A 19051-nucleotide genomic window follows, 5' to 3' on the forward strand; every position below is an offset into this window, starting at 1 on the left:
GTTTGCTTTGTGCGAACCGTGCATTTTTGCTATTTGTGATGGTAGACATTTGTAGCGCTCTAAAATCATTCCGTCCTCAGTGCCTGTTTTCAGATTTTTAGTTCCTAGTACTTTAGTCTGATAGTCTCGCTCGTGCTTCCGTGCTGTTAATACAATTGATGCCTAATTATGAGCTTTTATAGTAATTGTATTAATGAAGTGAAAATTATATATATTTTTTGGAGATATAAATGTTTCATAGGACGAAATCCTTATTTTTACTTATAATCAATATATAGGTTTGTTTTAATGGTTATATATGGTAACGTTGTTAATGTGGAATAATAAATTAATTAAGGAGAGATGTTTTGATGAAGAAAAAATTGTTTAGCCTAGCGATGAGCACCATGTTACTCAGTCTTCCGCTTCATGCTTTTGCAGCAGAGGACATTTTAGACACCAATAACTCCATTATCACTAGTGCACCTGGTTCCGTAGAAGATACAGGACAGCGTTCGACAGGCTTTGATGATGTGGTTATTACTCCACAAGCTATTGATGATTATTATTATTTCTCTGATCCAAAGCCAGTCTCAACCAGTGACAAGGGGAAATTATATTCACATGCAGAAAGACAAAGGTATGGTGAAACAAGTGGGAATGTAAAAACATATCGTTATTACATTTATTCCAAATATGAAGGTAATGCCACCGTGGAAAAGATTTCTTCAGAATGGTACACGACAGCAAAATTAAGAAGTTCTGCGACTATGACGCTTAACACAACTCTAGGTACACAGGGAAGTTCAATCTCTGCAGGAATATCTACTACATGGCAGAACGTTAAATCCCCTACCAAAACATGGACCAACTCCAATGGGGCAAAAGCTACATACGAGCAATCTAACTTTGCAGTATCACCTGTGGGCGATTTATCTGGTAATGAGGTAAGTATTGTTCATGTGTCTAAAGTTAAATTAAAGGGCGATGCGAGAACATACAGCTTGCAATCAGGTGTTTAAGATAATTACATGTCAATCGGTTTATAACTTATATTAATGTATCTGAATGCAAATTACGAGATCTACGCTCTGTTTTTATAACAGGGCGTAGATTTTATTCGTCTAAACAGATGGGAGATTCGGAGGAAATATGAGGAAAATTGTGATCATATTATCTGCAGTTCTATTGATTATTACAATAACCGCTTGTAATAAAAAAAGTGAAGCAGAGTCTAATTTATATCAAGATAAAGTGAGCGGAGAAAACGAGATTTTACTTTATCATTTAGCGAAACAACAGATGGGCACGTACAACAAATCCACATTTCAATGGAAGCCACTGTATGAGAAAGAAAATGTATTTCAATATGTATTTGGGAACGCGAGTAAATTTGTTGTAAGTGGTAATAGTATCGAAAATAATTTTGTGTTGTTAACCGTTAGTGAAGATCAGAAGAAGATGACTAAGATTTTGGGAATGAAGAATAATCAGGATATTTTTTTCCCGTTAGCTGATGATGGGTCGAACTATTATTACGTTCTATATGAAGATGAAAAAAATGCAAATGAAATAAAGAGAAGTATATTCAAATTGGATGATAAAAATAATATTGAAATTCTATTAAGCACAAACGAAATGATAACTTCAGGAGTTATTATTGAATCCACGCTATATTACACAGCGTACGATCAAAAAAATGATAGTTACACAGCGTATTCTTTTTCTTTAGATGAAAAAGGTATGAATGCGAAGGTAAAGGTAGTCAAGGAAGGGCTTCCTACACGTGAATTATATAATGTTAAAGGTGAGTTATATTTTTCAAGTGAAAACAAAATATTCAATAATGAACGAACGTTCAATAAAAAAGATGAAAACTTTTTTGTAGATCATTTACTGGTTCAATTCTTTCCAGATGCAAATCAAGATTTAGTTTGCATTGTAGTGAATACAGAAACGAATGAGGAACTGGGACGTTACAAAAGACCAGTTAATTTTGAAAATATAGATAACACGCTTGTTATTTACTGTGAGGATGGCTTGTTTACTTTGGATATTGGGGGGCAACGCAGTTGACTATATCCTTAAGGGACATTCAATTTAAATTTGGGGGGAAAGTTGTATTAGAGCGTCTGAGTTACCATTTTACTGAAGGTATTTACTTAATTAGTGGAGAGAGTGGTAGTGGGAAAACAACCTTACTGAATTTAATTAAAGGTTTTGTGCATGCAGATACAGGAGAAATGGAGAGAACGGGATCTATTTCCTATATGATGCAAGAAACAATGCTGTTTTCTAACTTAACAGTGCTTGAGAATTACAGTTTAAAATACGCTCTCTATCACGAAATGAATCTGGAAGAATGCAAAGCTATGTTATTACAAGAGATGAAATTAATTGGACTACCAGAAGATTTATTAACCATGAAGGTCTCCTCTTTATCAGGAGGACAAAAAAGAAAATTAGAAGTGTTGTTGATATCATGTGATTCTTCCGACGTTATTCTACTTGATGAACCGGTGGCTAACCTAGATAAAGTAAGTATTCAGCAGATGGCAACGTATATTGAGAATCATTGGTCAGATGAGAAAACCGTGATTATTTCGAGTCATAGTGAAATAGTGTTTAAGGGACAGGTACAACGTCTAGTGTTAGAAGAAAAAAAACTACGAAGTGCTCATTAAAACTCCAAATGATATAGTGAGTAAGCCAACGGAGGATACCTATGAATCCAAGTCAGATTTATAAGCATATAATTCAAAAATCAAAAAAAACATATTATAGAATGATCTTAATCATGTCCCTGATTCTTCTTATTATTTCTTCTTATTCATTTTTTTATATGTTTAATCAGTCATCAAACAATGATAACTTTTATAACAATTCTAATGCACATATTATCAGGATTGAAGGGAAGATGAATAATAATACTTTAAACAAGTTAAACCATGAGGATGTTGAACAAATAAAGGATGTATTAAATGAGCGTGGACAGTCGTATAAACTATCCCAGATTTTTAAATTATCTAGTGGGATAATGGACGCGTCTGATAATAAAGGGATGATCCTGTACGGTTTAGATGACAATTTCCCAGAAATGGTTAACCGACCTTTTCAGATGAAAAGTGATGTACTCTATTCTGATACAGCATCAAAAGAACTAAAAATGATTATTCCTCATATCCAATTTACGGAACAAGGAGATGTTCAGTCCAACTCTACTGAAGTGAAGACGTATCAAATTGGAAATATCTACGATATGATTGATGCTTCAGATATGACATACTTTTTTTCTCGAAAAATTCATGATCTGCCTATGATGTTTACATCACAAGTAACACTAGAGGGTATTTTAGATATCATGTTCATGGATAAAAAGAAAGGGGATCATGTCGAAGAAACAAGCATTTATAAATATATTGACGTAGAAGAAGTTCTTTTATACGTTGATGATATTGGAGCGTTAGGGGATTTGGTAGGGCAATACCGAGAGTCAAATTTTCTTGTTTCATATGCGTTTGATTCCTTTGAAAGCTTTAGTGAGGATTTATGGAAGTCGAATATTCTCTACAATATAATATTAGTAATCATGATAATAATCAGTACAATGTACATCTTGTTAACCTACCGAAATTATTTGAAATCTCAACAAAAAGATATTGGTGTTTTTAAAATATTTGGATACTCTAATCAGAGTATCAAGAAGATATATAGCCAAGTTCTTTTTAAGCTATTTGGGACTGTCTTTACTGTAGCGTTTATATTCAATATAATCATTTGCTTCAATCGGTGGGACGCATTCATTTTAGTATTCGCTATCGAGTCTATAATGTTATTGTTCATTATATGGTTCATTATACAATATCAGATAAAAAGTATTATTAATAAGGGAGTCTTATTTTTAGTTAAAGATGATAAGGAATTTGAATAATTTGTTATCGAATTAAAAGTTAGAAGGTAATTATGCCCAAGTTAGTAATAGTCCTCACAGGCAAAGCAGAAAAGGAGTCAGATTGTATTGACTTCAATTCTGTTTTATTGTGGGGACTTGTTTGTCTTGATGAAAATATGCTCATATGAAAATAAATCCAGCTTCAATCATGAAAACTTATTTCTCTTTTCTGAATTTCATGAAAAAATATTGACAATATAAACATATGCCTATAAAATTTAAACGATCGTTTGATTCAAACAGATGTTTAAATCAAATTAGAACTATTTTGAAGATGGAGGAATTCACTTTATGCTGCTAGCTTTACGTACATTGTTCAAAAAACCTCCAGTGATTGTAGGCATTGCTACTGCACTGATGTTTCAGGTTATCTTTAGCGTGATCTGGATGACTGCATATTCCGGTGTGAATGACCGAACGAATGAATTGAACGTAGCCATTGTCAACGAGGATGGTGAATTATCCAAAGGTATTGCTGATCGGTTGGCAGAGACACTGCCCTTCCACACAGTTGCCAATCTGAGTGCAGCCGAGGCGCTGGATCAGTTAAAGCATCACCAGGTGCACTTGGTATTGAATATTCCGGCTGGCTTCAATGAGTCCCTTCAGACGGCTGGCTCCACTGCCGAGATCAAATACACCATTAATGAAGCCAATCCGGTGACGATCAAAAGCATGATGCAAGGTGTGTCACAGAGCGTGACCAACACGATTAACAAGCAAGCTTCCGCACAAGGGGTACAGACCGTTCTGACTGCTTCGGGTGCTTCTGCTGATCAGGCCGCCAAAGCAGCTGCAGGTTTGACGAACCGTGTAGAAGGCAAAATAACGTCCATTAATCCCGTGAACGGCATGAATAATCAGATGGTACCGATGATGATGGTGCTTGCATCGTATGTGGGCGCGATGATCATGGGCATGAATTTACAGATTGCCATGGGGATGTTATCTTCGATGTTTTCCCGTCTAACGCTGTTTGGTGCACGGGTCGTGATTAATGTGAGCTCTGCACTCGTTGTTTCCTTGCTAGGCTCTTCTCTCATTGTGGCTCTTGGTGGACAGATTGAACAAGGGTTTATTGCATTCTGGTTATTCCAGGCATTATTCCTGTGTACCTTTATGTTCTTCTCTCAATTTTTCCTGATCTGCTTCGGGCCGGCAGGAAGTCTGTTTAACATCATTGCCTTGTCCTTGCAGCTCGTATCCTCCGGTGCCATGGTTCCGCGCGAGCTGCTGAACAGCTTCTATAGCGGTATTGGTCAGTACCTGCCTGCAACTTATGCGGTTCAGGGTATTCTGAGTGTTCAGCTTGGTGGGCCGGGCGTGCAATCTGCGGCAGGTTCTATCGTGATTGTACTGCTCGTTGCTATTGCGCTGTCTCTGGTTGTGACCTTGCTGAAAAAAGGGCGTAAACCGGCGGTTGCACCAAGCCCTGCTACGGCAAACGGCTAAGCTGTGCAGACGCCGTTATACTCGCATTATGTTCACTCAAGCACCCCGGTGATTTTCATCGGGGTGCTTGGTGTAATATAATAGATAGAATGAACTGAGGGCTGGTAGCCGAGCGGATGGGCTAGGGCAACTGATACTGAACGGATAAGAGGGAGAGAAACAAATGACGGAACCGGAATTGGATATTAAAACGAGGATATTGCTGTCAGCGAAGAAACTTTTTGCACAGCAGGGGTATGACGGGACGAGTGTTCGTCAAATCTGTGATGAGGCAGGAGCGAATGTGTCGCTTGTCTCTTACCACTTTGGCGGCAAAGAAAAGGTGTTTGACGCGTTATTTGAGCATTTCTTCCCCGAGCATATGCTGAGCAAGTTGACTGCTAATACGATGTCTCCAGTAGAAGGTATCCGCCAAATTGTTGATGAAGTCGTAAGATTTACGATGACAGATCGTGAGATGAGCGATATTGTGCAGTTGGAAATTACGCTTCGTACTCACCGGACTGCCACGGTATTTCAATATTTGGACCCGGTCTGGAATAAAGTGAAGGAATACCTGCAGCAAGGTAAAGATCAAGGCTTGTTCAAGATTGAATCGTCCTCTTATGCCATGCTTCAGGTGATGGGAGTGGCCCTTGCTCACAAACGGGCCAAGCACTCACGTTTTGGTTTCGATTATCAGGATATGAACACAGAGGAACTTGCCAAACAGACGGTTCAGTTCGTACTTCGAGGATTAGGAGTGAATAGCCATGAATGAAACCATTGAACTGATGATGAAACACCGCTCCGTGCGCAAATTCAAGCCGGACCCGGTTAGTGAGGAGCAGCTCGCTGCTATCGTTGCAGCAGGACAGATGGCATCCTCATCAAGCAATGTACAGGCGTATTCGGTGATTGCTGTAACGGATCAGGAGCAGAAGGCCAAGCTGGCTGAGCTCGCAGGTAATCAGGCCTATGTGAATGAATGTCCGGTCTTTCTCGTATGGTGTGCTGACCTGTATCGTCTGCAGGATGCGGCGAAACGACACCTTCCCGAGAAGGAGTCTTATGCAGATACAACCGAGAATTTCATGGTCGCGACAATTGATGCTGCACTGGCATCCCAGAATGCCGCGCTTGCAGCGGAATCCCTTGGCTTCGGCATCGTGTACATCGGCGGACTTCGCACCCGTATTGAAGAAGTGGCTGCATTGCTTGAATTACCAGTTGGTGTATACCCGGTATATGGCATGTGCATCGGAGTGGCGGATCAGGAGACGGGCATTCGTCCACGTCTGCCGCTCAAGGCTGTGCTCCACCATAATCGTTATCAGCCTGAACAGAGTTTGCAAGGGGTTCAGGATTACGATATTACAACGACGGAATACTTGAAGGAGCGGACGAATGGTGAGCGCACAACCCCATGGTCTGAACTGATGGCAAAGCGTCTAACTGAACCGGCACGTCTGCAAGTAAGAGCATTTCTGGAGCGCAGAGGTTTCCTGAAGCGATAAAGCGAGATTACCTTTAAGGCTTAAACGGCTGCAAAGACACCAGAAGCAGGAACAGAGTAAAGACAGCGTATAGATGGAAAAGAGCCAGTCGGCCATGACTGGACGGTATCTCCAAGGATAGTCGGCTATGACTAGCGGAGTGCTGTTCAGCATAAGGTCGGCGGGCTCTTTATGTTGATTTACCATAACATAGCTACACTGCTGCTGGATTTTCGTTTCTGTTATTCAGGCAGACGGTAGAAGCGCTTCGCATTTCGGTAAAACAGACGTGCTGCTCGCTCGGTACCCATCCCCGTAATCTCGCTCCAGGCCTGAATCACCTGACGTGTCATGACGGGATGTGTCATACGTCCCTGAAATGGTCCTTCAAAGGGCCAGGGCCCGTCCGTTTCGGCCATCACTTGCTCCGCGGGATACTGTCGTGCCAGCTCACGAATCTCTGTTTCATACCTGATATCTGGTGTGAACGAGATAAAATATCCGTTGTTTGCCATGCGCCGGATGGTCTGCCTTGCGCCTTTGAACCAGTGAAAATGTGCCCGTGTAAACTGATGCTTTTCGAGCAGCTCACAGGCGATCTCTGCATCCTCATACACAGCGTGTAGAACAATCGGTTTATTGTGCTTTTTGGCTAACCTAATGAACTGCTCCAGCAGATCGACATAACCACTCTGATCAAAGTCCAGGCCGGCTCGGCGTGCTTCTTCACGATTATAATAGGGTAAGCCAACCTCTCCAATGGCTACAGCATGTTCGATGTGTTCTTCAATCCAGTGAAAGAGCTGCTCTTGATCGGTTGCAGAGGGTAGCGGCTGCTCGGGATGATATCCGAAGGCTGGATAAATATAGCGCGGATACTGCTTGGCAAGCTCAAGGTTCTCCTGAGCGGAAGCGAGATCCATAGAAACTGCGATCAGGGCTTCCACCTGCTGATTCGGCAAGCTGAGCAGCAGCTCATTCCGTTCCTCTGGCGTATATTTATCCAAATGAATATGAGTGTCGATTAATGGTGCAAAGGCTTGAGAGTGCATGAGGGAATTCCTCCTTGTATCGGTTTACATCATATATAACGCCAATTCCCGGCACATGGATCACCTAATTAAGGAAAAAATAACTAAAAAGCCCGCTATCAAGATAGGCGGGCTTTCTGCTGTTCTTCTTTCATCCACTGGGCAATCTGCCGTTTACGTTTGAGAAAAGCAGGATCTTCGGTCATTTCCTCTCGTCTCGGACGGTCAAAAGGAACCTGAACCTCATGCAGCACAGCAGCAGGCCGGTTCGATAACACATACACGCGATCCGCCAGCAGCAATGCTTCCTCAATATTATGCGTGATGAACAGCACCGAGCGGCGGTTCTGTTCCCAGATATCTAGCAGCCAGCGCTGCATGTCGCTTCGGGTCAGAGCATCAAGCGCACTGAACGGTTCATCCAGCAGCATCAGCTCCTGCGGGCTGAGCAGCGCGCGCAGAAAGGCAACACGCTGCTGCATTCCGCCGGATAGCTGATGCGGGTAGGCCTGCTCGAATCCGGCAAGACCAACGCTGCCAAGCCACTGTCTTGCTTCGGCGAGCGCTTCGGGACGTGGAGCAGGTTGAGTATTGGAGGCAGTAAAGGCTGCTGTAGAGGCCACCTCGCTCGCCAGTAGCACATTCTCTTCAATCGTTCGCCAAGGGAACAGGGCGGGCTGCTGAGGCATATAACTGATATGCCCGCGTTGCGCTGTGACCCGTATGCCGTTCATAAGCACCTCTCCCGCCTGCGGCTTTAGCAAGCCGCCAATGATGTGGAACAGGGTGCTTTTGCCGCAGCCGGACGGGCCAACGATGGCGACGAACTCCCCTTTGGCCACCGTCAGGGACAAGCCATTCAGAACAGGCAGCTTACGCCGCCGTTCCTTGAAGGAAACGTGCACATCAACGATCTCCAGCGCAGGTGCAACAGGGGAGGCTTGATTCGTTTCCCCAACAGAGCCGGGTTTGTCCTGTAGCTGTTTCATATGGTGATCACATCCTAAGTACAGACTGTGGTACAGATTGAATTTATCATTTATCGCTTCTGTGGTCGCCAGCGCACAAGCAGCTTTTCCAGCAGGGCAATGAACAGGAACAGCAGCAGGCTGAGCGCTACAATAATCATGATTGCCACAAAGAGGCGATCTGTTCGGTAAGCAGACTTCTGCAGCATCATATAATAGCCGATGCCCTTGTCGGCACCAATCCATTCGGCAATGATTGCACCCATCACGCTGTAGGTCGCAGCAATTTTAATGCCGGAGAATACCGATGGAAGGGCATGGGGAAGCTCCAGCTTCCAGAAGATATGATGTCGCTTCGCTCCCGCCATACGCATGTAGTTCATCATCGCGGCATCGGTGCGTGTCAGTCCATCCATAGCGGCAACTGCTACCGGGAAGAAGCAGACCAGAATAATCGTAATCAGCTTGGGCAACAGGCCAAAGCCAAACCAGATCAGCAGGAGCGGGGCCAGCGCGATGGTCGGAATATTTTGACTGAGAATAAGTAAAGGATACAAGGCTGATTTGAGAAAAGGAATGAGATGCAGCACCATCGCAATAACCAGGCCAACCGCTGTCCCGGCCGCGAAGCCGATGAGTGTTAGCTGTATCGTAGCGGAGGCATGCATGCCGAGACGCTCGGCCTGTGAAGCTGCTTCACGGGCGATGTCGGACGGTGCAGGCAGCATCCATTTCTCAATATGGAACAGGGAGACCGCCCCTTGCCATATCGCAATAAAGAGAATAACCGCCACAAGGGGCGGCCATACACTTTTGAAATAAGCAGACATTAGCGATACTTCTCCGTCAGTGTATCCATGCTGAATCCGTCTGGACTATGTGCGATTTTGATCTGGGAGATGATGCTTGGACTGCCAGCCTCCACGAGCACCTCGTGCATTTTGCGGACCACCTGCAGCAGCTCCTCCAGTTCGCCCTCCATTGTGGTGTCAAGGGCATTGACCTGATATTTCAGGCCGGACTGCTGAATTACTTCAATCGCGCGGTCTACGTAAGGGTATGAATTCTCGCCGTTTGGCGTTTTGGGAATCACCTGAATGCTAAGTAATGTGCTTGCCATGAGGGATCAAAGCTCCTTTTTACAGAATAGATTAATTTTACTGCGGTAAAAATTCGTTTGTGTACGCTTTGGTTACATCAATCTCTTTATCCAGCAGCTTCTTGCTGAACATCCAGTCGGTGTAGTTCTTCCACACTTCTTCCTTCTGCTCGCCCCAGCGCGGTGCGTCGTCCTTATATTTCGGGCTGAGCCATTTCTGGCTTGCCAGCACCAACTCCTTATCCAGATCAGGCACAGCCTTGATTAGAATGTTCGCGGCCTCTTCAGGATGGTCAATTGCGTATTGATACCCTTCGGAAGTGGCCTTCAGGAAAGCTTTCACCAATTCAGGGTCCTTCTGAATCGTCTGCTCGTTGGTCACGAGTACAGGGGTGTAATAGTCCAGCGCTTTGGCATAATCTTTTACATATAACATGTCGATGGGTTCACCGCGAAGCTGTGCTTCAATCCCGGTCCAGGCGTAGAAAATCCACGCAAAATCAATATCCCGTTTGACCGCTGTAAAAAAGTCGGCGTCGCCCATATTAATGTTTTTCACTTTGGAGACGTCAGCACCTTCGCCCTCCATAATGGATTGCATCACGGCTTCCTCTACCGGGGAGCCCCAGCCACCATATGTTTTGCCTTCAAAATCCTTCGGTGATTTGATCTTGCGGTCCACTGGAGCCGCGAAACCGGATGTATTATGCTGAATCACCGCCGCAATAGATACGAGCGGCACATCCTGTGTACGGGCCTGAGTGACACTCTCCTGGTAGCTGACACCAAACGGTACCTCGTTAGAAGCAACCATTGTATCTGCACCGCCAGCTCCCGGCTGTACAATCTCGACATTCAGACCTGCTGCTTTATAGAATCCCTGATCTACGGCTACATACAGACCCGTATGATTGGTATTTGGAGTCCAGTCGAGCACAACCTTGACATCTTTCAGTGGTGCACTGCTGCCTTCATTTTTACTGTCCGTGCCGGTACTTCCATTCTGATCAGCGGGTGCGGCCTCTTTACCGCCACATGCTGTTACAGTAACCAATAGTACACACATGAATAACATTCCCAACATTTTACGCCATTTCATTCGGTTCTCTCTCCTTCGATCTGTCCGGCCGGGTGGCACGGGTACTCCTTGGCTTCATATCCAATCCCTTTGCATAAATCGGCTGATTTATACCTCGTGGGTTATCCAGATGACGTCATTTTTCTGTTTCTGTGTGCCAAAAGAAAACAAAAAAAGCGCCCCGTAATCCGGGACGCGTGCAGGCGTGAGAGAAGGGCGTTCAGCTTATAGCTGTGCCTCTTGCAAATATACTCCGATTCCTACGCTGGCATGATCCAGATCAGGTCTAAGGGTTAGTATCTTGATGGGATACACTCTCAGCCGGCCAATTCCGACTCCCCTGGGAAACTATGAAGTTACGGGCATTACTAGCTGTAATTATAGGCCAGTGATGATTATGTGTCTAGTCGCGAATATGTTCACAGAATGTTCACTTATGTGAGGGGAGTGCAATTGTCTATAATGATCCAAGTCATAGAGAGGGTGAGTATAGTGCCAGTAAGCAAAAAAGAACAAGTTATTTTTGGCGTTATGATGTGTACAGGAATGGTCCTGGTGATGATGACCTTCAACCTGTGGCAGACGGGAATGATACACCAGATGTCTGTGATGCAGATGCTGCTGCAATTCGTGATCGCTTTAATTATCGCTTTTGTGGTGGAGTCATTCATTGTTGGACCTGTTGCGAGAAAAATAGCCTTTTCTCTTCCGTTCGCCAAGTCCAGTAAAATAAAAGGCATCATCACCATGTCCTTGTTGATGGTCATCGGCATGGTTCTGATCATGTCTCTGTTCGGCATCGTGACTGCCTATTTTACGGATCAATTCAATGGTATATCTGTATTAGGCCTGTATCTTCACACCATTGTACGTAATTTTAGTCTGGCGTTACCGCTACAGCTCATCGTGTTAGGGCCGCTTGTGCGTTATATGTTCAGCAGGATGTTCAAGAACGAGACAACAGCTGCATCTGTTTGAGTCAATAGTTGACTAGAGCGAGTCTCTATTAGAACAATAGTGGAGTATGAGTATTTCCTGGGCAATTTGTTATGATCCATTTTCCGCTGACAAGGATTATGTTTAAAGTTCTCTAAGAGAAGCTGTAAAACAAACAATGGAGAGAGCAAGCAGAAAAATTCCTCTGAACCGAATGTTGGTTAGATCATTGAAATCAAGCTCTCTTTTATTCAGATTAAACGGCCAAGAATCAGGGATCAGCAAGGCTCTCACTCCAAATATAAATCCTGATATACTAATAATTAGAAATACTACAAAGAAGAACATGTATTTCCTCCTGAAAAAGAACGGATTTTTTTTAGGTGGGAAATTAGTCATTTAATTCCTTTATATGATTATAATTGTATCTGTTTTGACCATGCAAAGATACGTAAGATGGTCCTGTTTTTTCAGGCTGCAACGAGCATCAGAACTGATTTTTCTTGCTCTCATTAAAATCGGGCTTGCGGGGTTGCAATTGTAATCTGTCTTCGTATATACTGGTAAACAAAATTACAGATCGGATCATGCCGTTGAAGAGAATCCAACTCTGAGGCGTTTTCGCCAGGGAGCGAATAGAAACTTTCCCAAGTTAACCGGAACCGCCCGTTATCGCGGACCAAGAGGCTGAATCAGGAGATTTGAACCGATTCGGCAAGTTGGGTGGCACCGCGAGCAGAGCGCTCCTCGTCCCAAGGGATGAGGGCGCTCTTTGTATTTTTTTAGCCAAAGGAGACGGTGACCATGTTAGCTATGAAGTGGATTCGGACACATGCAGAAGAGGTTCAGGCGGCAGCGGACGGGAAAAAGATCAAGGTGGATATCGCGGTGTTAATCCAGCGGGACGATGAGCGCAAAGCGCTCCTGCAGCAAACGGAGGAGGCGCGTCGTCTGCGGAATACACTGTCGGCGGAAATCGGGAAGCTGATGCAGTCGGGTGAGCCTGAGCAGGCTGAGAAGATGCGGGCACAGGTAAAACAACTGAATGAACAGTTGGAGCAGAAAGAGGCAGAGCTGGCGTTGATTCAGGAGGAAGTGACCAGACTGCAATGGCTGGTGCCCAATATCGTGTCGCCGGATACACCTGTGGGTCTATCGGATGAAGATAACGTGGAGCTGCGACGGGTGGGTGAACCGCCGGAGTTTGACTATGTAGCAAAGGATCATGTCGAGCTTGGGGAGATGCATGCGCTGATTGATATTCCGCGCGGTGTGAAGATTGGTGGAACGCGAAGCTACGTGCTGAAGGGCGCAGGTTTGCTGCTGCACCGGGCCGTACAGCAGCTTGCGCTGGATCTGCTGCTGAAGCACGGATTCACACCGCTGGAGGTTCCGCTTATGGTCAGAGAGGATGCCTTGGTGAACACGGGGTTTTTCCCAACAGGCCGGGATCAGGTGTATGAGCTGCAGGGGCAGAACAAGTGGCTGGTCGGTACATCCGAGGTACCACTGGTTTCGTATTATGCAGATGAAGTCATTGATGTGAAAGAGCCGTTCAAGCTGGCAGCGGTATCGACTTGTTTCCGCAGTGAAGTAGGCTCGGGTGGACGGGATGTGCGAGGATTGTATCGTGTGCATCAGTTTGCCAAGGTGGAGCAGGTGATTCTGTGTGCACCGGACGCAGTGGAATCGGAACGGATGCTGCAGGAGATTACGGGACATGCGGAGGAGCTGCTGCAGCAGCTTGAGCTGCCCTACCGTGTGGTGGCTGTATGTACAGGGGATATGTCGCAGAAAACGTACAAACAGTATGACATCGAGACGTGGATGCCAAGCCGTGGTGCCTACGGCGAGACTCATTCGTCGTCGAATCTGCATGATTTTCAGGCGCGCCGTTCGAATATTCGCTGCCTTGATGAGCAAGGCAAGCTGGTTTACTGCCATACGCTCAACAATACAGCGGTGGCATCGCCGCGTATTCTGATTCCACTGCTGGAGAATCATCAGCAGGCCGATGGAAGCATTCATATTCCGAAAGCGCTGCGACCTTATATGGGCGGGGTCGAACGCTTGATTTTGCCAGTGTGTGAGCAGGGTCAGGAACAAAAAATGATGAAGGACCCAAGATAAAGAATATAGGAGCTCGTGGTGGGTTCCTTTATTCAAATATATGGTCAACAGCTCATGGATACTCATCCTTCCTGGCTTGTCATTTAACTTTAACCTCCTCTTATCCGATATAAGGTATAGTCGTAGTAAAATATTGGATGTAAGAGAAGGACAATACGGATGACAGGAGAGAGAGACTGGACATGAGTAGAATGAAATGGGTTTTAAAAGGTATGCTTGCACTGATCCTTGCACTCACCGTGACAGTGCCATCGTCTGCCTGGGCAGCGACAGGTGATGTAATTTCAATTGAAATTATCGGCGGCAGTTCACAGAAGATGAGTGTAGGTGAAACTGCATCATATCAGGTCATGGCTACGGTTGAAGGTTTGGATAACAAGCAGGATGTTACCGAGGGAGTGACCTGGTCTACCAGCAATGCGACTGTTGTAACGGTTGCGAAGGGCAAAATCAAGGCAAACGCGGCTGGTGAAGCAGTCATCATGGCACAAGTGAGCGGAGTCAAAGCACAGGTTACTGTTCAGGTGCAGGATAAAATCAAAAGCATCAAGGCTTCGCCTAATTCCTATACATTTGTAAAAGGCAATGACGGCACACTTCCGAAGGTAACGATTACACGTGCTAATGGCAAGGAAGAGGATGTCACCTCGGACATTGTGTGGACAGTATCCAATAGTCTGGCTGTGCTCGAAAATGGAAAAATCAAAGGTGTCACACCAGGTCGGGTGCTGCTACAGGGGAAATACGGGTCAACTATCGTTAAAGTGCCTATCGTCGTGACCGATATCGTCACCAAGATGGAGGTTACACCGGCAACGATGGAGCTTAGCCTCAAGAAGTCCAAAGCTCTGAAAGTGATCGGAACGTACTCTAACGGCAAGACGGTTAATCTATCCAAATCCATCGTCTGGACCTCGTCCAATCCGAGTGTAGCCGCGGTGAAGAATGGTGCAGTCAAAGCGCTGACCGAAGGGCAGGCTACCTTGACAGGCACATATCAGAATCAGACGGTAACCGTAGCAGTGAGCGTAGTGCCTACGCTCCAGAAGCTGGTTATGGGCCAGAAGAGTCTGGTGCTGTCTCCGCAATCCAGTACAACGTTGGGTGTGATGGCTCAGTATGACACTGGAAAAACAATGATGGTGACAAGCAACGTGGTGTGGAGCAGCTCCAAACCAGGCGTAGCCAAGGTCACCAATGGCAACATCGTCGCGGTTTCCAAAGGCAAGACAAGCATCACAGCCAAGTGGGGCAATAAAAAAGTGACGATACCTGTAACGGTTAAATAATAAAAGCAAGTAGGCTTCTGTGGACATGAAAGGCCGATGAAGCGATAGTGCTCTATGGCAGACTTGATTCATGTTAATTCTACACGGATCAATGATATATACTATGAGGAGGCGTGTTGAACGCCTCCTTTTTTCGAACTTATAAACATAACTCTTTAAGGAGTGCATTGACATGGAGCAAGCAGGGTGTTAGTCAGACAACGATGGTTATACCTGGTTGCCGTAATGATGACGATGGCAGCTGGACTGGCTTCCAGAACATATAAAGCCGTATTGCCAGACTTCGTTTACGAACATTTTGGGGATGCGCTTTGGGCTGGCATGATCTATTTTGGTATACGTATGGTGTGTATCCGGTGGGGGCGTGCGAGAGCCGTCTGGATCAGTGTTCTATTCAGCTGGTGTGTTGAATTCTCCCAGATGCTTCAGTTCCCTTGGCTCATCGAGTTGCGTTCAACTTTATGGGGGGCTCTCCTATTGGGGCGAGGGTTTCTTTGTATGGATCTGATCAGATACCTGATCGGTATTGGATGTGTCTATCTTATAGATCGCTTTTTCCTGAGTAAGATCATGCGCCTTTAAATTTCATAACAGGAGGTATTGGAAGTGGATATAGATAAGCTTTTTGGCGAATCACCTGAATTTGAAACAGAGCGGCTGTACCTCAGACGCCTTACGATGGATGACCTCGATCAATACTATGCGTTTGCATCTGACCCGAAAGTAAGTGAGCAGAGCTTGTGGCAGTGCCATCAGACCAAGGAGGATTCCATTGGTTATCTGGAGCGGGTGCTGCGAAACTATGAGCAAAAAACGATATACATCTGGGCTTTTGTGCTCAAAGAGACTGGTACGCTAATCGGCAGAGGAGGCGTATTCCATCTGGAGGAATTCATGCAGAGCTGTGAACTGGGATACGCCATCGGTAGCACGTACTGGGGCAAAGGGCTCGCGGTGGAAGCGATGCAGCCTGTTATGGATTATTGCTTCGAGCAGTTGAATTGTAACCGGGTCGAGGGGAAATGTAATGCAGGCAATATCGGCTCAGCTCGTGTCATGGAAAAGCTGGGCATGGTGCAGGAGGGGCTGTTGCGCAAGCAGTTAAAGATTAAAGGAGTATTTACGGATCAGAAATTGTACGCCCGCATTAGGGATGATCTATAATATTTTATAGAAGACAGGCTGTATGATAGCTGCGAAGGAGGACGATATCTATGATCTACAGCATTATTTCCCGAGCATTATGGGAGGAAGTATCCAAAGGAGACACGTATGCACCCGAGAGTCTGCAAACGGACGGCTTCATTCATTGCTCCACTGCGGAGCAGATTCCATGGGTAGCCGGACAGTATTATGCAGGCCGTACCGACCTGCTGCTGCTTGGGATTGAGGAGCGGACTTTGAAGGCGGAGCTGGTCTATGAAGATCTGTATGAGCTGAATGAGCTTTTTCCGCATATTTATGGTGAATTAAATCTGGATGCTGTGAGCAAGGTTATGATTTTTGAACCGAATGCGGATGGTACATTCTCTTTTCCGGCCTAATGTACGCCTCATTTCCATTTCATCACTTCTGAAAGGTGGTCAGGGCACATGGATATGAATCAGTCTTTTCTGAAAACGGCGGAGAAGCAGTTTATGTATTACAAGCAGCTGGGTGAACGGGCGATGGAGCAGCTGGATACAGAGCAATTGTTTCAGACGTGGAATGAAGATACGAACAGCATTGCGGTTATTGTCAAACATTTGTGGGGGAATATGCTGTCCCGCTGGACAGATGTACTGACAACGGATGGCGAGAAGCCGTGGCGTGAACGGGATGCCGAATTTGTAAGTGATTTTCATACCAGGGAAGAGCTGCTTGCCAAATGGGAAGAGGGATGGGACTGCTTGCTGACTGCTCTGCGTTCACTGACCCCGGATCATATGTCTCAGCTCATATACATTCGTAATGAAGGGCATACCGTGATGGAGGCGATTATGCGCCAATTGGCTCATTATCCCTATCATGTAGGGCAGATCGTGCATACCGCCAAAATGCTGAAAGAAGATGCCTGGGATACTCTGTCGATCCCGCGCAACGGGTCCAGCGGCTATAATGAGGGCAAGTTTACGAAGCCGAAGACCCGAAAACATTTTACAGAGGACGAGCTGCGATAGAGAAGAGGTTTCATGAGAAGAGGGCTTAGTTCAATGAGAAAAGAGGGAAAACCAACGATGACGCAGATTGCATTGATACGTCACGGAAGCACCGCGTGGAATAAAGAAAAGCGTTCGCAGGGACAAACGGACAACCCGCTCGATCAGGAGGGTAGGGAACAGGCAGCTTTGCTGGCAGCACGACTGGCAGAGGAGCATTGGGATGCCATCTATGCCAGTGACCTGCAGCGGGCAAGTGAGACAGCTCGTATTATCGGTGAGCGGCTAGGCATTCAGGAGATTCATCTGGACCCGAGATTACGCGAGATGGGTGGGGGTCAGGTCGAAGGAACGACAGAAGAGGAGCGCATTGCGAAATGGGGCTCGGACTGGAGTTCACTCGACTTGGGTAAAGAAGCTCCGGCTTCAGGCGCTGCGCGTGGAACCGAGATGCTTGAAGAGATCCTTCGTCAGCACCCGAATGCACGAGTTCTTGTGGTGAGTCACGGGGCGGTGCTTCGCAATACCCTGCGGGCATTGGTGCCGGAGCAGGATATCAGTGTGAAGCTGAGCAATACCTCCATTACTCGAATGGTGCATCGTGATCAAACGTGGCATTGTGAGTTGTACAATTGCAACGCGCATCTGGAGCGAGGGAAAGGAACGATGTGAATGGACGCCCTCGCATTAAAACAGATGCTCCTGCAACTTCCATCCGTGAACCTGTCAGCATATGGTCTTGAGCAGCCGTATGACCTCGCGCTTCATATGATGCATCATATCGGCAGCCCGGACCCTGTTCTGCGAGATGAGCTGATCTATTTTACAATGGCTGAATGGATTGGTCAGCATGTTTTTTCGGATGAACAGCTCAAGGCTTTGCTGTTATTGGCAATGGATGAGGAGCACCTTTTCTATAGAATCGGAGAACAAGGAACGGATAGTGTGTTTACTCGGGCCTTTTCTGTGCTGATGCTGCCGCCCATTCTGGGAGTGGACCGTCAGCGTCCGTTCTTGCATCGGGATGAAATCCATTGGATTAAAGAGCGTTTAATCACCTATCTGAGAGGTGAGATGGATGTCCGTGGTTACGTAGAGAACAAGGGGTGGGCGCACGCGCCAGCCCATGCTGCAGATGCGGTGGAGGATTTGGCAAAGTCGCCATATCTCGCACGCACTGACTTGCTGGAATTGCTGCATGCCTTATCCATTAAAGTGATGGAGTCCAATCAAGTGTACATCTATGACGAGGATCAACGTATGGCTCAGGCGGCTATGACCATTCTAGGGCGTAATCTGCTTGAGCAGGCAGAGCTGGAGGACTGGGTCAAGCTGCTTCAGGATGCGAGAAGTGAAGACGAGGACGAAGGAAGAACACTTCAGCAATTTAGTCAATTAAGCTTGAATATCAGAATGTTTATGCAGTCACTTTATTTTGTTATACGAGACCAGAAGGCTGAGCCGTTCCCGCTGGCATGCTCGTTATTGCTGAGAGCATTGAACGGTAGAGACGATTAAATTAAG

General features: G+C 45.8%; 21 protein-coding genes and 1 riboswitch. Of the genes, 16 read left to right on the plus strand and 5 right to left on the minus strand.

Annotated elements, in window-relative coordinates; all coding sequences use genetic code 11:
* Positions 1-350 precede the first annotated feature (350 nt).
* The 7 genes from DFQ00_RS19490 to nfsA all read left to right on the plus strand — a co-directional run bounded on the left by DFQ00_RS19490 (position 351) and on the right by nfsA (position 6879).
* Positions 351-1001 (plus strand): hypothetical protein, encoded by a 651-nt coding sequence (locus DFQ00_RS19490; RefSeq protein WP_110898150.1) that lies wholly within the window; start codon positions 351-353, stop codon positions 999-1001.
* A 166-nt stretch (positions 1002-1167) separates the two neighbouring features.
* A complete protein-coding gene (locus DFQ00_RS19495) occupies positions 1168-2055 on the plus strand; it encodes a hypothetical protein (RefSeq protein ID WP_174812217.1) in 888 nt (295 codons plus the stop codon).
* Positions 2052-2663, plus strand: coding sequence for an ABC transporter ATP-binding protein (locus DFQ00_RS19500; RefSeq protein WP_110898152.1), 612 nt, complete (start codon positions 2052-2054; stop codon positions 2661-2663). Before DFQ00_RS19495 ends, DFQ00_RS19500 begins: the two co-directional genes overlap by 4 nt.
* Positions 2664-2704: 41 nt before the next feature.
* Positions 2705-3910 carry a hypothetical protein gene (locus tag DFQ00_RS19505; RefSeq protein ID WP_110898153.1) on the plus strand — a complete coding sequence of 402 codons (1206 nt, stop codon included), beginning with the start codon at positions 2705-2707 and terminating at the stop codon, positions 3908-3910.
* A gap of 312 nt (positions 3911-4222) precedes the next feature.
* Positions 4223-5383 carry a YhgE/Pip domain-containing protein gene (locus tag DFQ00_RS19510; RefSeq protein ID WP_110898154.1) on the plus strand — a complete coding sequence of 387 codons (1161 nt, stop codon included), beginning with the start codon at positions 4223-4225 and terminating at the stop codon, positions 5381-5383.
* A 163-nt stretch (positions 5384-5546) separates the two neighbouring features.
* Complete coding sequence (locus DFQ00_RS19515; protein WP_110898155.1) at positions 5547-6143, plus strand: TetR family transcriptional regulator; 597 nt, start codon at positions 5547-5549, stop codon at positions 6141-6143.
* Positions 6136-6879: an oxygen-insensitive NADPH nitroreductase gene (nfsA, locus tag DFQ00_RS19520; protein WP_110898156.1), complete on the plus strand. Its 744-nt coding sequence runs from the start codon at positions 6136-6138 to the stop codon at positions 6877-6879. Before DFQ00_RS19515 ends, nfsA begins: the two co-directional genes overlap by 8 nt.
* Before the next feature lie 221 nt (positions 6880-7100).
* Here nfsA and DFQ00_RS19525 read toward each other — a convergent pair whose 3' ends face one another.
* From DFQ00_RS19525 to DFQ00_RS19545, 5 genes are all read right to left on the minus strand, one after another.
* On the minus strand, positions 7101-7910 hold the full coding sequence (locus tag DFQ00_RS19525; protein ID WP_110898157.1) for a TatD family hydrolase: 810 nt from the start codon (positions 7908-7910) through the stop codon (positions 7101-7103).
* 98 nt (positions 7911-8008) lie between these two features.
* Entirely contained in the window at positions 8009-8878 is an 870-nt protein-coding gene (locus DFQ00_RS19530; RefSeq protein WP_110898158.1) for an ABC transporter ATP-binding protein, read from the minus strand.
* A gap of 50 nt (positions 8879-8928) precedes the next feature.
* Positions 8929-9687, minus strand: a complete 759-nt coding sequence (locus DFQ00_RS19535; protein WP_110898159.1) for an ABC transporter permease — start codon at positions 9685-9687, stop codon at positions 8929-8931.
* Positions 9687-9977, minus strand: a complete 291-nt coding sequence (locus DFQ00_RS19540) for a thiamine-binding protein (RefSeq protein WP_110898160.1) — start codon at positions 9975-9977, stop codon at positions 9687-9689. The genes DFQ00_RS19535 and DFQ00_RS19540 overlap by 1 nt, the downstream gene beginning before the upstream one ends.
* Before the next feature lie 37 nt (positions 9978-10014).
* The gene (locus DFQ00_RS19545) at positions 10015-11055 is read right to left on the minus strand and encodes an ABC transporter substrate-binding protein (protein WP_110898161.1); all 1041 of its coding nucleotides are present in this window, start codon (positions 11053-11055) and stop codon (positions 10015-10017) included.
* A gap of 218 nt (positions 11056-11273) precedes the next feature.
* Positions 11274-11386: riboswitch (TPP riboswitch) on the minus strand.
* Between the two features lie 131 nt (positions 11387-11517).
* On the opposite strand from DFQ00_RS19545, the gene DFQ00_RS19550 reads away from it, so the two are divergent.
* The 9 genes from DFQ00_RS19550 (at position 11518) to DFQ00_RS19595 (ending at position 19045) form a co-directional block, all read left to right on the plus strand.
* Entirely contained in the window at positions 11518-12012 is a 495-nt protein-coding gene (locus DFQ00_RS19550; RefSeq protein WP_244213925.1) for a DUF2798 domain-containing protein, read from the plus strand.
* A 762-nt stretch (positions 12013-12774) separates the two neighbouring features.
* On the plus strand, positions 12775-14100 hold the full coding sequence (gene serS / locus DFQ00_RS19560) for a serine--tRNA ligase (RefSeq protein WP_110898164.1): 1326 nt from the start codon (positions 12775-12777) through the stop codon (positions 14098-14100).
* Between the two features lie 182 nt (positions 14101-14282).
* Complete coding sequence (locus DFQ00_RS19565) at positions 14283-15389, plus strand: Ig-like domain-containing protein (protein ID WP_110898165.1); 1107 nt, start codon at positions 14283-14285, stop codon at positions 15387-15389.
* A gap of 186 nt (positions 15390-15575) precedes the next feature.
* On the plus strand, positions 15576-15971 hold the full coding sequence (locus DFQ00_RS19570; RefSeq protein ID WP_244213926.1) for a ribosomal maturation YjgA family protein: 396 nt from the start codon (positions 15576-15578) through the stop codon (positions 15969-15971).
* 24 nt (positions 15972-15995) lie between these two features.
* Positions 15996-16553 carry a GNAT family N-acetyltransferase gene (locus tag DFQ00_RS19575; protein WP_110898166.1) on the plus strand — a complete coding sequence of 186 codons (558 nt, stop codon included), beginning with the start codon at positions 15996-15998 and terminating at the stop codon, positions 16551-16553.
* Positions 16554-16603: 50 nt separating this feature from the next.
* On the plus strand, positions 16604-16933 hold the full coding sequence (locus DFQ00_RS19580; RefSeq protein WP_110898167.1) for a DUF952 domain-containing protein: 330 nt from the start codon (positions 16604-16606) through the stop codon (positions 16931-16933).
* Positions 16934-16981: 48 nt separating this feature from the next.
* Complete coding sequence (locus DFQ00_RS19585; RefSeq protein ID WP_110898168.1) at positions 16982-17548, plus strand: DUF1572 family protein; 567 nt, start codon at positions 16982-16984, stop codon at positions 17546-17548.
* A 57-nt stretch (positions 17549-17605) separates the two neighbouring features.
* The gene (locus tag DFQ00_RS19590; protein ID WP_110898227.1) at positions 17606-18199 is read left to right on the plus strand and encodes a histidine phosphatase family protein; all 594 of its coding nucleotides are present in this window, start codon (positions 17606-17608) and stop codon (positions 18197-18199) included.
* A gap of 45 nt (positions 18200-18244) precedes the next feature.
* The gene (locus DFQ00_RS19595) at positions 18245-19045 is read left to right on the plus strand and encodes a DUF2785 domain-containing protein (protein ID WP_208643803.1); all 801 of its coding nucleotides are present in this window, start codon (positions 18245-18247) and stop codon (positions 19043-19045) included.
* The last annotated feature ends 6 nt before the right edge of the window (positions 19046-19051 follow it).

Origin of the sequence: Paenibacillus barcinonensis, from assembly GCF_003217495.1 — a bacterium.
Classification (GTDB): Bacteria; Bacillota; Bacilli; order Paenibacillales; family Paenibacillaceae; genus Paenibacillus; species Paenibacillus barcinonensis.

What these genes read in the sequence shown, in the direction of transcription:
- DFQ00_RS19585 (WP_110898168.1), top strand. Translation starts at nt 16,982, where the DNA reads ATGGATATGAATCAGTCTTTTCTGAAAACGGCGGAGAAGCAGTTTATG.
- DFQ00_RS19545 (WP_110898161.1), bottom strand. Translation starts at nt 11,055, where the DNA reads ATGAAATGGCGTAAAATGTTGGGAATGTTATTCATGTGTGTACTATTG.
- DFQ00_RS19530 (WP_110898158.1), bottom strand. Translation starts at nt 8,878, where the DNA reads ATGAAACAGCTACAGGACAAACCCGGCTCTGTTGGGGAAACGAATCAA.
- serS (WP_110898164.1), top strand. Translation starts at nt 12,775, where the DNA reads ATGTTAGCTATGAAGTGGATTCGGACACATGCAGAAGAGGTTCAGGCG.
- DFQ00_RS19565 (WP_110898165.1), top strand. Translation starts at nt 14,283, where the DNA reads ATGAGTAGAATGAAATGGGTTTTAAAAGGTATGCTTGCACTGATCCTT.
- nfsA (WP_110898156.1), top strand. Translation starts at nt 6,136, where the DNA reads ATGAATGAAACCATTGAACTGATGATGAAACACCGCTCCGTGCGCAAA.
- DFQ00_RS19490 (WP_110898150.1), top strand. Translation starts at nt 351, where the DNA reads ATGAAGAAAAAATTGTTTAGCCTAGCGATGAGCACCATGTTACTCAGT.
- DFQ00_RS19540 (WP_110898160.1), bottom strand. Translation starts at nt 9,977, where the DNA reads ATGGCAAGCACATTACTTAGCATTCAGGTGATTCCCAAAACGCCAAAC.
- DFQ00_RS19590 (WP_110898227.1), top strand. Translation starts at nt 17,606, where the DNA reads ATGACGCAGATTGCATTGATACGTCACGGAAGCACCGCGTGGAATAAA.
- DFQ00_RS19515 (WP_110898155.1), top strand. Translation starts at nt 5,547, where the DNA reads ATGACGGAACCGGAATTGGATATTAAAACGAGGATATTGCTGTCAGCG.
- DFQ00_RS19505 (WP_110898153.1), top strand. Translation starts at nt 2,705, where the DNA reads ATGAATCCAAGTCAGATTTATAAGCATATAATTCAAAAATCAAAAAAA.
- DFQ00_RS19535 (WP_110898159.1), bottom strand. Translation starts at nt 9,687, where the DNA reads ATGTCTGCTTATTTCAAAAGTGTATGGCCGCCCCTTGTGGCGGTTATT.
- DFQ00_RS19580 (WP_110898167.1), top strand. Translation starts at nt 16,604, where the DNA reads ATGATCTACAGCATTATTTCCCGAGCATTATGGGAGGAAGTATCCAAA.
- DFQ00_RS19510 (WP_110898154.1), top strand. Translation starts at nt 4,223, where the DNA reads ATGCTGCTAGCTTTACGTACATTGTTCAAAAAACCTCCAGTGATTGTA.
- DFQ00_RS19525 (WP_110898157.1), bottom strand. Translation starts at nt 7,910, where the DNA reads ATGCACTCTCAAGCCTTTGCACCATTAATCGACACTCATATTCATTTG.